Annotated in this window: 12 protein-coding genes; 3 read left to right on the forward strand and 9 right to left on the reverse strand. The window is 75.5% G+C overall.

From position 1 onward, the window contains the following. Nucleotides 1-1,381 (reverse strand): FAD-binding oxidoreductase (locus F8274_RS25895; protein WP_225853983.1); only part of this gene is annotated, 1,381 nt, incomplete at its 3' end. 100 nt (nt 1,382-1,481) lie between these two features. On the opposite strand from F8274_RS25895, the gene F8274_RS25900 reads away from it, so the two are divergent. Beyond that, a complete protein-coding gene (locus F8274_RS25900) occupies nt 1,482-3,578 on the forward strand; it encodes a S9 family peptidase (RefSeq protein ID WP_151464976.1) in 2,097 nt (698 codons plus the stop codon). Nucleotides 3,579-3,630: 52 nt separating this feature from the next. Here the strand turns inward: F8274_RS25900 and F8274_RS25905 are convergent, their stop codons facing one another. Beyond that, complete coding sequence (locus tag F8274_RS25905) at nt 3,631-4,581, reverse strand: threonine/serine dehydratase (protein WP_151464977.1); 951 nt, start codon at nt 4,579-4,581, stop codon at nt 3,631-3,633. 63 nt (nt 4,582-4,644) lie between these two features. On the opposite strand from F8274_RS25905, the gene F8274_RS31385 reads away from it, so the two are divergent. Continuing rightward, entirely contained in the window at nt 4,645-4,809 is a 165-nt protein-coding gene (locus F8274_RS31385) for a hypothetical protein (RefSeq protein WP_192579991.1), read from the forward strand. 21 nt (nt 4,810-4,830) lie between these two features. On the opposite strand, the gene F8274_RS25910 is transcribed toward F8274_RS31385, so the two are convergent. From F8274_RS25910 to F8274_RS25925, 4 genes are all read right to left on the reverse strand, one after another. Beyond that, on the reverse strand, nt 4,831-6,354 hold the full coding sequence (locus tag F8274_RS25910; RefSeq protein WP_151464978.1) for an FtsX-like permease family protein: 1,524 nt from the start codon (nt 6,352-6,354) through the stop codon (nt 4,831-4,833). Then, nucleotides 6,351-7,052, reverse strand: coding sequence for an ABC transporter ATP-binding protein (locus F8274_RS25915; protein ID WP_151464979.1), 702 nt, complete (start codon nt 7,050-7,052; stop codon nt 6,351-6,353). The genes F8274_RS25910 and F8274_RS25915 overlap by 4 nt, the downstream gene beginning before the upstream one ends. Beyond that, the gene (locus tag F8274_RS25920; protein ID WP_151464980.1) at nt 7,049-7,585 is read right to left on the reverse strand and encodes a PadR family transcriptional regulator; all 537 of its coding nucleotides are present in this window, start codon (nt 7,583-7,585) and stop codon (nt 7,049-7,051) included. The genes F8274_RS25915 and F8274_RS25920 overlap by 4 nt, the downstream gene beginning before the upstream one ends. A 76-nt stretch (nt 7,586-7,661) precedes the next feature. Beyond that, entirely contained in the window at nt 7,662-8,228 is a 567-nt protein-coding gene (locus F8274_RS25925; protein ID WP_151464981.1) for a TIGR03086 family metal-binding protein, read from the reverse strand. 32 nt (nt 8,229-8,260) lie between these two features. Between F8274_RS25925 and F8274_RS25930 the strand changes: the two genes are divergently transcribed. Further along, nucleotides 8,261-9,097, forward strand: a complete 837-nt coding sequence (locus tag F8274_RS25930) for an AraC family transcriptional regulator (RefSeq protein WP_151464982.1) — start codon at nt 8,261-8,263, stop codon at nt 9,095-9,097. 11 nt (nt 9,098-9,108) lie between these two features. Here F8274_RS25930 and F8274_RS25935 read toward each other — a convergent pair whose 3' ends face one another. From F8274_RS25935 to F8274_RS25945, 3 genes are all read right to left on the reverse strand, one after another. Next, nucleotides 9,109-10,647: a SpoIIE family protein phosphatase gene (locus F8274_RS25935; RefSeq protein WP_151464983.1), complete on the reverse strand. Its 1,539-nt coding sequence runs from the start codon at nt 10,645-10,647 to the stop codon at nt 9,109-9,111. 2 nt (nt 10,648-10,649) lie between these two features. Then, nucleotides 10,650-11,978 carry a sensor histidine kinase gene (locus F8274_RS25940; RefSeq protein WP_151464985.1) on the reverse strand — a complete coding sequence of 443 codons (1,329 nt, stop codon included), beginning with the start codon at nt 11,976-11,978 and terminating at the stop codon, nt 10,650-10,652. 32 nt (nt 11,979-12,010) lie between these two features. Then, a partial coding sequence (locus tag F8274_RS25945) for a SpoIIE family protein phosphatase (RefSeq protein WP_151464984.1) occupies nt 12,011-12,792 on the reverse strand: 782 nt, incomplete at its 5' end.

Genomic DNA, 12,792 nt, shown 5'->3' on the forward strand with positions numbered 1-12,792 from the left:
CGAGGTGGGCCTTGGCCGTGCGGAGGCGCGGCAGGGTGGGCAGCTCGCCCCAGAGGTCGACGGCGCGGCGGACCGGCGCGGGGGCCGAGACCACCACGCAGCGACCCTGCCGGGCCATGAGCACGCCCCGGACGGCGGCGAGGATCGAGGCGACCCGGTCGGGCGGCAGCGAGCCGGGCAGTGCGGCGTGCACGGCGCCGATCCCGGCCGAGCCGCGGACCGGGACCGGCGTGCCGGCCGCGTCGCGCAGCGCGTAGACGGCGGCGTGCAGGTCGTTGATGGGCACCTCGATCCGCAGGGCGGTGTCGCCGGGGGCGAACGGGTAGCGGCCCCACCACTCGGGGGCGGCGTGGTTGACCACGGCCTCGGTGCCGAGCAGCGCGGTGAGGCGGTCGGCGCGTTCCGCCACGTCGGCGGGGCCGCCTTCGAGGAGCACCACCAGGCTGCCCGCGGCGGCGGGCCGCCCCGGCTGCCCGGTCACCGCCGGGTGGTCGGGCCGGTTGGCCACGGACGGGTGGGAGGCGGGGATCCGCCGGCGCGGCAACGGCACCGGCACGGGCAGGTCCAGCTCGACGGCCGCCGGGTCGAGCCGTGCGGCGAGCACCGCCCGGACCAGGTCGTGCACCTCCAACGGCGTCCACACGGGACGGGACACCCAGACCCGGCCGGCCGGCACGGCCTGCACCCGCATGGTGGCCGAGACCAGCACCCCGAGGCCGCCCTGCGAGCCGCAGAGCAGCCGGGCCACGTCGAGCCCCGGCACCTCGGCCGCGCCGAAGAGCGCCGCCGCGCCGCCCCCCGCCGGCCCGGCCCGGCCGAGCAGCGCGGTGCCGGGCTCCCCCACGCTGACCAGTTCACCGTCGGCGTCGAGGTAGCGCACCCCGACGAGCTGTGCGCACGGGCTGCCGTGCCGGTGGCGCAGCGGGCCGGACTCGTCGGCGGCCAGCACCCCGCCAAGGGTCGCCCCGGGGGAGGGCGCGTCGACCGGGAGGCGCCGGCCGGTGCGCTCCAGGGTGGCCTGCACGGCCCGCAGCGGGGTGCCGGCGCCGATCTCGGCGACCGCCGAGGCCTGCGGCTCGTGCCAGACCCCGGCCAGCCGGCCGGTGTCGAGCATGATGTCGACCTGCGCCGGTGCGGCACCCCAGTCGATCTTCGTGCCGGCGCCACGGGGCACCACGGTCAGGTCGTGCGCGCCGGCCAGCCGGAGCACCTCGGCGGCGGCGTGCGGGCCGCCGGGCACCGCCACCCAGCGGGCCGTCCGGCCGGCCACCTCGTCGGCCGGGCCGGCGAAACGGGCGAACGGCGAGCCACAGATCTCCGCCAGCTTCCGGGTGATCTCGAGGGCTCCGGGTCGATCGGTGGAACGCGCTGCAGCCGCCATGGCGGTTATCGTACACATGTTCGAAAGGCCTGCCGGCGAGTCGCGGGATTCCGGCGGCGCGCGACCGCGGCAGCGACCCGACGGCCGGTAACGTGACGCCGTGACCACCGAGAAGCCCCCACCCGTCGCCAAGCGCGTTCCGGCCGAGCGGACCCACCACGGCGACACCGTCGTCGACGAGTACGCCTGGCTCGCCGCCAAGGACGAGCCGGAGACGATCGCCTACCTGACCGCGGAGAACGCGTACACGGAGGCGCGCACCGCGCACCTGGCGGAGCTGCGCGCGGAGCTGTTCGAGGAGACCCGCCGGCGCACCCAGGAGACCGACCTGTCGGTGCCGACCCGCAAGGACGGCTACTGGTACTACACCCGCACGGTCGAGGGCCAGCAGTACGGCGTGCACTGCCGCCGGGCCGTCCGCGACGGCGAGACCGCCCCGCCGGTCAGCGCGGACGGCGCCCCGCTCGACGGCGAGGAGGTGCTGCTCGACGGCAACCAGCTCGCCGAGGGGCACGACTTCTTCTCGCTGGGCGCGTTCGACGTCAGCCCGGACGGGCGCTGGCTGGCCCACTCGACCGACTTCTCCGGCGACGAACGCTTCACCCTGCGGATCAAGGACCTCCAGACCGGCGAGGTGCTTCCCGACGAGATCCCCGACACCTTCTACGGCACGGCCTGGTCGAACGACGCCTCGACGCTGTTCTACGTGACGGTCGACGACGCCTGGCGGCCGAACCGGGTCTGGCGGCACACCGTGGGCACCCCGTCGAGTGAGGACGTGGTGGTGCACCAGGAGGACGACGAGCGGTTCTGGGTGGGCGTCGAGCTGACCCGCTCCGAGCGCTTCGTGCTCATCGACATCCATAGCAAGATCACCAGTGAGGTCCGGGTCATCCCGGCCGGCAACCCCACCGGCGAGCCGGCCGTCGTGGCGCCGCGGCGGCAGGGCGTCGAGTACGCGGTGGAGCACCACGGGCACCGCTTCCTGATCCTGCACAACGACGGCGCGGAGGACTTCGCGCTCGCGTACACCTCGGCCGACGCGCCGGGCGACTGGACGCCGCTGATCCCGCACACCCCGGGCACGCGGCTGGAGTCCGTCGACGCGTTCGAGAACCACCTCGTCGTCTCGCTGCGCAGCAACGGGCTGACCGGGCTGCGGGTGCTGCCGGTCGGCGGTGGCGACAGCTTCGACATCGACTTCCCCGAGCCGATCTACAGCGTCGGGCTCGACGCCAACCCGGAATACCGCACCGCGGAGGTGCGGCTGCGCTACACCTCGCTGGTGACCCCGGACTCGGTCTACGACTACGACCTGGTCACCCGGCAGATGGTGCTGCGCCGGCGGAAGCCGGTCCGGCCCGGCCCGGACGGGCGCGAGTACGACCCCGCCGACTACGAGCAGCACCGGGACTGGGCGCTCGCCGACGACGGCACCCGCGTGCCGATCTCGCTGGTGTGCCGCACGGGCACCCCGCGCGACGGCTCCGCGCCCGCCGTCATCTACGGCTACGGGTCCTACGAGGCGAGCATGGACCCCTGGTTCTCCATCGCCCGGCTCAGCCTGCTCGACCGCGGCGTGATCTTCGCGGTGGCGCACATCCGCGGCGGCGGCGAGCTGGGCCGCCGCTGGTACGACGAGGGCAAGCTGCTGGCCAAGAAGAACACCTTCACCGACTTCGTGGCCTGCGCCCGGCACCTGGTCAAGGCCGGCTGGACGGCGAGCGACCGGCTGGTGGCCCGGGGCGCCTCGGCCGGCGGCCTGCTGATGGGCGCGGTCGCCAACCTCGCACCGGACGCGTTCGCCGGCATCGTCGCGCAGGTGCCGTTCGTGGACGCGCTCACCTCGATCCTCGACCCGTCGCTGCCGCTGACGGTCACCGAGTGGGAGGAGTGGGGCAACCCGCTCGACGACCCCGAGGTCTACGCGTACATGAAGTCGTACACGCCGTACGAGAACGTGTCCGCGGTGGACTATCCGGCGATCCTCGCGGTGACCAGCCTCAACGACACCCGGGTGCTCTACCACGAGCCGGCCAAGTGGATCGCCCGGCTGCGGGCGGTCGCCCCGCGGGGCGACTACCTGCTGAAGACCGAGATGGGCGCCGGCCACGGTGGCCCCAGCGGCCGGTACGACGCCTGGCGCGAGGAGGCGTTCGTCAACGCCTGGACCCTCGACCGGCTGGGCCGCGCCTGAGATGCAAGGAAGGGGCCCCTGTTAACGCCTCATGCCTAGCAGGGGCCCCCTCTTAACGTCCGGAGCCGAGAGCGGCCGCGAGCACCGCCGGGTCGACGTTGCCGCCGGTGACCATCGCGACCGTACGGCCGGGCGGCAGCTCGTCCCGGTGGAACAGGCGCGCCGCGGCGGCCACCGCCCCGCTCGGCTCGACCACCAGTCGGGCCTCGCGCAGCAGCCGTCCCATCGCCGCGACGATCTCGTCCTCGGTGACCGTGACGATGCCGTCGAGCCGGTCCCGCAGGTGAGCCAGGGTCAGCTCGGACAGGTTGGTGCGCAGGCCGTCCGCGCAGGTCCGGTAGGTGCGTTCGACCTCCCAGACCACCACCTGCCCGGCGGCCAGGGAGTCGCGGGCGTCGGCGGCGAGCAGCGGCTCCACCCCGATCACGGCGGCCGACGGGCGCAGCGCCTTGACCGCGGTGGCCACGCCCGAGGAGAGCCCGCCGCCACCCACCGGCACGAGCACCACGTCCACGTCGGGCAGGTCGGCGACGATCTCCAGGCCGACGGTGCCCTGGCCGGCGATGATCCACGGGTGGTCGAACGGCGGCACGAGCGCGGCCCCGGTGTCGGCGACGATCCGCTCGGCCTCGGCGAGCCGGTGGGCCGGCGGCACGAGCCGCACGTCAGCGCCGAGCGCCCGCATCCCGTCCACCTTGATCCGCGGCGCGCCCTCCGGCACGACCACGGTGCACGGCACGCCGAACGCCCGGGCCGCGTACGCCAGGGCCTGCCCGTGGTTGCCCGAGGAGTGGGTCACCACGCCCCGGGACCGGGCGGCCGGGTCCAGCCGGGCCACCGCGTGGGTGGCGCCGCGCAGCTTGAACGAGCCGACCGGTTGCAGGCTCTCCGGCTTGAGCCACAGCTCGTCGTCCCAGAGCGTCGGCAGCAGCGGGGTGCGCACCACGGTGCCCGCGACGTCCCCGACGGCGGCCCGGATGTCGGCGATCGAGACCAGCTCCATCGCCCCATCCTGCCGCGCGCCGGGATCGGCCGCCCTCCCGCGCCGGCCGCCTAGACTGCCGGGATGAGCGAGGACGAGCAGCGGGCGGAGGGCGGACCGGGGCCGGCCCGGCGCGCACCGGTCTGGCTGATCCTCGGTGTGGTCGCCTCCGCCCTGGTGGTCTGCTGCTGCTCCGCGCTGATCGGCGTGGCCGTCGCCTGGTCCGCCGGCCTCCTCGGCGGCCGCTGACCGCGGGACCCGCCGCCGTCGTCAGGTCGTGCGCAGCTCCTCGACCGTCGTGCTGGCGCGCAGGAAGAGCAGGCCGACGCCGACGGTGAGCAGCACCGCGGCCAGCCCCCCGGCCGCGAACCAGGCCAACTCCTCCCACGGTACGTGCGGCGGGACGGTCACCTCGGGCACCCACTCGGTGCGGGTGTGGCGGACCCGGGTGGCCGGGTCCCCGCAGAGCTGCTCGCCCGCGTCGCAGACCTCCTGCGCGTAACCCCCGGCGGTCGGTGCGGGAAACACGCCCCGCACGAGCAGGTAGCCGACGGCCAGCGCGAGGCCGATGGCGGGCACCGCCGGGGCGAGCGACTGCCAGAGCAGCGAGCGGCCGATCGTGGCGCGCGGCACCCCGGTCGCCACCAGCGCCGCGTACGCCCGGCGGCGGGTGGTGATCCCCTCGACGACCGCCACCAGCAGCCCGCCGCCCGCGATGGCCACGGACACCGCGACGCCCAGGTCGACCAGGTCCATGGCCCCCAGGTAGAAGGAGTCCGAGCCGGCCATCCCGGCTCCGGTGCGGCGCTCCAACTCCATGGAGGCCAGGAAGTCGGCGCGGACCCCGGCGGCGCCCGCACCGAAGACGAGCGCGGCCAGCAGGGCGGCCAGGGTGCGGCTTCCCGCCCACGGGTCGGCGGTCAGCCGGCGTGCGGCGAGCAGCGCGGCCGGGCGGCGGCCGTGGCGGTGCAGCAGGCGGCCGGCGGCGTGGGAGAGCCAGCCGGTGCCCGCGATCACCCCGACCATGGCGGCCAGGGCGCCGAGGATCAGCAGCGCCGGCAGCAGCCACGGCGGCGGTTCGGCGTGCCGCCGCTCGTACCAGAGGCCGACCGGCCGGAACGCGGCGAACAGGGCCAGCCCCACCAGGATCAGCAGGCCGGGCCAGGGCCAGGGCGCCCGGGTGCGGACCCGGCGGACCACGCCGAACGGGGTGGTGGTGACCCGGCGCAGCAGGGCCGCGCTGACCATTGCGGCGAGCAGCGGCAGGCCGAGCACCACGGCCAGCACGGCCGGCGGGGCCGGGTGGACGTCGGTGGGCAGCGGCAGCCGCCCGTCGGCGCCGGGTCGGTGCAGCAGCCGGTGGCCGGCCAGGAAGGCGGCGAGGCCGCCGACGGTGCCGAGCAGGCTGGCCAGCCCGGTCTCGGCGGCCGCGATCCGGGTGACCTGGTGCGGGGTGGCCCCGGCCAACCGGAACGCGGCCAGGCGGCGGTCGCGGGCCGGCGCGCCGAGCCGGGCGCACTGCCCGGCCAGCCCGAGCACCGGCACGACAAGCAGCAGCAGGCCGAACGCCAGGCCGCCCCGCAGGCCGGGCTCGCGCAGCAGCCCGTTGGTGTACTGGAGGGACCAGCGGACGGAGTTGTCGTCGGTGGCCGGCGGGGTGGGAACGGCGAGCACGGTCAGCGCGGCCAGCCCGACCAGCGTGGCCAGCGCGGCGCTCAGCGCGGTCAGCGCGACCCGGGCCGTGTCGGTCCGGGTGCCGGCCCGGGCGAGCTGGAACAGGGTGCCCGGGCTCACCGATGGCCGCCGGACACCGGCGCGTCGAGGCCGAGGCCCGACTGGTCGACCGCCCCGTCCCGCAGGGTCACCTCGCGGTCGGCGTACGCGGCGATCCGCGGCTCGTGGGTGACCAGCACGACGGCGGTGCGCTGCTCCCGGGCGAGCCGGACGAGCTGGGTGAGCACCTGCTCGCCGGTGAGCGTGTCCAGCGCGCCGGTGGGCTCGTCGGCGAAGAGCACCCGCGGCTCGGTGACCAGGGCCCGGGCCAGGGCACACCGCTGCTGCTGGCCGCCGGACATCTCGCCCGGCCGGGCGTCGGCCACCTCGGCCACGCCGAGCCGCTCCAGCCAGGTGAACGCCGCCGTCCGCGCCTCTCGCCGCCCCGTGCCGGCGAGAAGCAGCGGAAGGGCGACGTTCTCCGCCGCGGTCAGCTCGGCGACGAGCTGACCGAACTGGAAGAGCACCCCGAACTCGGTGCGCCGCAGCCGGGACCGCGCCGACTCGGACCACTCGTCGATCCGCTCCCCGCGCCAGGTAACCTGCCCGGCGTCCGGGCGCAGGATGCCGGCGAGGCAGTGCAGCAGGGTGGACTTGCCGCAGCCGCTCGGGCCAGTGACGGCGAGGATCTCGCCCTCGGCCACGCCGAGCGTCACGCCGCGCAGGGCCGGCGTCCTCCCGTACGCCCGGACCACGCCGCGCGCCTCCAGGAAACTCACGAATGCACCTCCCGGTGCCAGTCGGCGACCCGTTCGAGGGTGGTGTGCAACCACCGCAGGTCGGCGTCGAGATGGGCGATGGCGAAGTCGGCCGCGATCACGTCGTCGAGGCCGGCCGCCGGGGCGGTTTTCAGGGCCGTCAGCTCGCGCAGCCGCTCGGTGTGCGCCCGGCGCTGGGCGATCAGGTAGGCGCGGGCCCGCTCGACGTCGGCCACCATGAGCGCGACGACCACCTTGGCGAAGAGGGTGCTCGCCACGTACGGCATCGGTGGCTCGACGGTGGCCAGCCACCGGTCGAGCGCGGTCCGCCCCTCGCCGGTGAGCGCGTAGGACGTGCGGTCGGGCCCGCCCTCGCGGGCCTGGCCGGCCGGGGCGACCAGGCCGTCCCGCTGGAGCCGGGCCAGGGTGGCGTAGACCTGCCCGAAGGCGAGCGGCCGGGCCCGGGGCAGCCGCTCGTCGTGGGCACGCTTCAGCTCGTAGCCGTGCCGGGGGCCACGCGCGAGCAGCCCGAGCAGTACGTGCTGAGTGGACACGACGCCCACTATTCATCGAGTGAATAGTGGTGTCAAGAGCGGCCCGTGCAGCGTGTCGCCGCACGGGCCGGTCGGGTCAGGGGGTCCAGGCGGGGTCGCGGCCGGTCCGCCCGAGCAGGGCGTCCAACGTGGTCGGCTCGGCGCTCGTCGGCACGGGCTCGCCGAAGGCGCCCATCTTCTGCCCGGTGTCGCCCATCCGGTCCATGAAGCCGTGCCCCTCCGCCAGCACCGCCGGGTCGACCTCCAGCCGCTGGCCGGTGGCCCGGGCCAGGTCCCAGCCGTGCACGACGAGGTCGATCAGGGCCATGTTGCCGACGGTCTCCTGCGGCAACCCCATGCCAGGCGAGACGCCCTCCAGGGTCGCCGGGTCGGCCCACGCCCGTGTCAGGCGGGCGCTCTCGGTCGCGAACCGGTCGCGCCAGCCCTCGGTCAGGTGGTCGGTCTTGGCCGACCAGTCGACCTCCCGCCGGCGGGCCAGGTCCTGGAAGTTCACCACCACGTCGAAGAGGTGGTTGAGCAGGTCGCGCACCGCGTAGTCGGGGCACGGGGTGGGCAGGCCGAGCTGATCGTCCGAGATGCCCTGGACCACCGCCGTCGTCCGGGGCGCGGCGACGGCCAGCAGCTCACTAGTCTTCGTGGTCATAGGGACCAGCGTATGAGGGCGGTCTTGAAGAAATGCGACACGAACCGCGACGGGACAGCCGGGGGATCCTCGATCCCGGCCGGCTCCGGCGGCGGGTCCACCTCCGGCGCCGGCTGCCCGCGCCGGCGCTGCGTCCCTGGGTCGAGCACTACTGGCTCATCGACTGGGATCTGACCGACCCGTTCGACCAGCGGATCGTCCCGCACCCGGCGGTCAACGTGGTGTTCCGGGCCCAGGGCGGCGAAGCGGAGCAGGGCGAGGTCGCCGGCGTGGGCACCGGCCTGTTCACGGTCACCCTGCGCGACGCCGGCCGGGTCACGGGCGTGCAGTTCCGCCCGGGTGGCTTCCGCCCCTTCTGGCGCCGCCCGGTGGCCGAGCTGACCGGCCGGCGCCTGACGCTGGCCGCCGGGCCACCACCGGCCGGCACGGCCCCCGCCGGACCGTTCGCCGCCGGGCCGGTCTGCCCGGGCACCGACGCGCAGCGGTGCCGCCGCCTGGACGACCTGCTCACCGCCTGGCAGCCGGTGCCGGACCCGCTCACCGCCGAGGCCATCGCCCTGGTCGAGGAGATCCGCGCCGACCGGAGCGTCCTGCGCGTCGACGACTTCGCCCGGCGGCACGGGATCTCCGCCCGGCGGCTCCAGCGGCTGTTCCTGGACCACGTCGGCGTCGGTCCGAAATGGGTGATCCGCCGCTACCGGCTCCAGGAGGCCATCGAGCAGGCCGCCGCCGGGCCGCTGGACTGGTCCCGGGTCGCCGCCGATCTGGGGTACGCGGACCAGGCCCACCTGGTCCGCGAGTTCACCGCGGTGACCGGGGTGTCGCCGGCCGCGTACGCCCGCTCGCTGGCGGCCCCGCGCGGCGGGTGACCCCGGGGCGTTCAGCGGCGGCGGACGGCCACCACCGCGACGTCGTCGTGGATCTCCGGCGGGGCCAGCTCGACCAGCAGCCGCTGGCAGAACTGGTCGAGGTCGTCATCGACCCGGGCGGCGACCGCGGCGAGCGCCGCCATGCCCTCGTCGATGGTGGCGTCGCGCCGCTCGATCAGCCCGTCGGTGTAGAGGACCAGCGTGGCCCCGGCCGGCAGCACGAACTCCAGGTCCGGCGGGCGGGGCGCGCGCACCCCGAGCAGCGGTGCGGCCTGCTGCACGAAGTCGGTCCGCCCGTCGCTGCTGGTCAGGGCCGGCAGGTGCCCGGCGCTGGCCAGCCGGATCAGGCCGCTGCCCGGATCAAGCAGCAGCACGCAGAGGGTGGCCAGCTCGGTCGGCAGCAGGCTCCGCATCAGCTCGTTGACCCGGTCCAGGATCACCCCCGGCGGATGCCCCTCGACCGCGTACGCGCGCACCGCGTGCCGCAGCTCGGCCATCACCGTGGCGGCGTGCAGGGAGTGCCCGGCCACGTCGCCGATCGCCACCAGCAGGTGCCCGTCGAGCATCACCAGCTCGTAGAAGTCGCCGCCCACCTCGGTCTGGGCGCTCGCCGGCTCGTAGCGGACGGCCAGGTCGAGGCCGGCGACCTCGGGCAGCCGGCGGGGCAGCAGGCTGCGTTGGAGGGTCACCGCGATGCGGTGCTCCTGGTCGAAGGAGCGCTGGGCCTCGACGGCCGAGGCGACCGCCTGGGCGAGCTGCACCAGCACCGGCGTGCGTACGGTCTGGGTGGCGGTCGGCACCACCACGTAGAGCGGGGTCCGGTCCTCCCGGAGCCGGGTGGCGGCCACGGTCAACGTGTCGCCGTCGGGCCAGGCGGTCAGGTCCCAGGCCCCCGGTTCGTCGACCCGGACCCGGGTGCCGATCGGCTGCCCGCTGTCGTCCACCGTCCACGGCACGATCACCGTCGGCGCGTCCGGCCCGGCGGCCACCCCGGCCAGGCAGTCGCCGTCGAACGTCTCCGCCACCACGGCCGCGGGGCTCTTGAAGATGCGCGCCGCGCCGGCCGCCGCCGCCTCCAGCAGCCGGACGAAGTTCGGCGCCGCGTGCATCTGCACGGTGGCGTCGGCCAGCGCCGCCAGCCGCTCGGCGAGCAGTTCGGCCCGCTGCCGGGCCTGGTAGTAGCGGAGCACCGCGTGCGCGGTGGCGACGAGTTCCTCCGGCTCGATCGGCTCGGCCAGGTACGCGTCCGCGCCCCGGGTCAGCCCTTGCGCCCGGTCCACCACGTCGACCGCGTGCGCCGAGACGTGGATGACCGGGGTCGTCGGCTGGACGTCCTTGATCAGCTCGCAGACCTCGAAGCCGCTCATGTCCGGCAGCCGGACGTCGAGCACCACGAGGTCGATCCGGTCCTTGCGTACCCGGTCCAGCGCCTCGGCGCCGTTCTCGGCCTCGATGGTCGCGAAGCCGGCCCGGGTCAGCCAGCTCACCAGCAGATACCGCTTCGGACCGCTGTCGTCGACCACGAGCACGGTCGCCGGACCGCCCTCCACCGTCAGGCTCCGCCCACGGGAAGGACCACGGTGAAGGTGCTGCCCCGGCCGGGTTCGCTGGTCAGCTCCAGCGTCCCGCCGAGCAGCGTGACCAGCCGCCGCGCGTACGGCAGGCCGAGGCCGGTGCCGCCGACCCGGGTCGTGCCCGGCACCTGGTAGAACTCCTCGAAGATCCGCTCGTGCAGCTCCGGCGGGATGCCCGCGCCGGTGTCGGTGACCGACAGCGACCAGAACGCGCCCCGGCGTTCCGCCCGCAGCCGCACCTCGCCCCGCTCGGTGAACTTGAGCCCGTTGTGCAGCAGGTTGCGCAGCACCTGGGCGAGCAGCACCTCGTCGGAGCGGACCGTCGCCGGCGCCGGCGGCTCCTCCACCACCAGCTCCACCCCCGGCCGGGTGGCCAGCGCCCGGAGCGTGCCGCGGAGCTGCCCGAAGAGCCCGCGCAGGTCCACCTCGGCCCAGTTGGGTTCGAGCCGGCCGGACTCGGCCTTGGCCAGGTCGAGCAGCTCGTTGACCAGCCCGAGCAGGTCGGCCGCCGACGAACGGATCAGCCCCACCTGCCGGGCCTGCTCGGCGGTGAGCGGGTCGGACGCGGAGTCGCCGAGCAGCCGGGCCAGCCCGATGATCGCGGTCACCGGGGCACGCAGCTCGTGGCTCACGTTGGCCAGGAACCGGCTCTTCGACTCGCTGGCGGCGCGGAGCTGGGCGGACTTCTCGTCCAGCTCGGCGTAGAGCGCCACCACACCGCGGTTGGTCTCCTCCAGCTCCTCGGTGAGCTGGTTGTAGAGCGCCATGACGCCCCGGTTGGTCTCCTGGAGCTCGGAGTTGAGCACCTCCAGCTCGTCGCGGTGGCTGCGCACCTCGTCGAGGGCGGCGATGAGCTGGGCGTTCTGCGCGGCCAACTCGTCCAGCACGGTGCCCGGAGCGCTGCTGGCCAGCTCGGTCCGGAGCTGGGCGAGGCGCTCCGGCGTGAACGGCGGCGCCTGCGCCGGGACTCGTCGGGACATCCTCACGACGGTATCGCCCCCGGCGGTCACCACACCCAGCATGTCCACCAGACGCGCCACCGCACCGGACTGCGGCTCGTAGCGGCCGCCGGGCAGCGGGCGGACCGGTGCCAGATCGACCCGGAGCACCGGGAGGCCGGTGTGGGCGTCGACGACGACCGCGAAGGTGACGTCGGCGCCGCCGACCGCGCGCAGCAGGTCCCGGGCCACCTCACTGAGGGCGGTGGCCAGGCGTACCTGGTCCTGGTTCTCCAGCCCGACCGCGGCGGCCACCTCCCGGCCGCGCTGCCGGACCAGGAAGATGTCCTGCTCCACCCGGAGCGCCATCTGCAGCAGCGGGTCCTGGGCGGACGGGCGGGTCACGGCTCCGCCCGGGCGACCAGGACGCAGGCGTCGTCGCGGCGGATCCCGGCGTCGCGGAGCAGGGTGGCGGCGGCCAGCAGCGGCGCGCGGCCGGCCAGGCCGGGGTAGTCGGCCAGGTCCCAGCGGTCCGTCACGCCGTCGCTGTGCATGACCAGGGTCGCCCCGGCCGGGAAGGGGTAGTCGTACTCCCGCACGGAGGGGCGCTGGTGTCCGGCGATGCCGGGCAGCGAGACGAGGCCCCGCCGCCGCTCGCCCGCGGCCACGATCATGGCTGCGATGTTGCCCAGCCCGGCGTACCGCAGCAAGCCCGACACGGGGTCCGGTTCGGCCACCGCCAGCGCGGCGCCGCGGGTGTGCGACATGGCCCGGTGCAGGTGCTGCACCACGGTGGACGGCGAACCGGCCGGTGCCGCCCGGAACGCGGCCAGCGCGGCCCCGGTGGCGGCGGCGGCCAGCGGGCCGTGCCCGAGGCCGTCGCAGACCAGCACCTGCCGCCGGCCGTCGACCACCCGCACCGCGTACCCGTCGCCGCTGACCTGCTCGCCGGTGATCGGCCGGGCCAGCGCGCCGGCCCAGTCCGGCCCGGGAACCGGGCCGTCCCAGACCTGGACGGTCAGCACGGTGCCCCGGCCGGGCAGGGAGTAGCCGTCGAACCAGCTCGACTGCCGGGCGATCGCGCCGAGGCCGATGCCGAGGGTGCCGGTGGTGGAGTGCCCATCCGCCGACGAGAGGGCGAGATCGGCCATGCCGGGGCCGGAGTCGATGGCCACCAGTTCCA

It is taken from the genome of Micromonospora sp. AMSO31t (assembly GCF_008868175.1).
Classification (GTDB): Bacteria; Actinomycetota; Actinomycetes; order Mycobacteriales; family Micromonosporaceae; genus Micromonospora.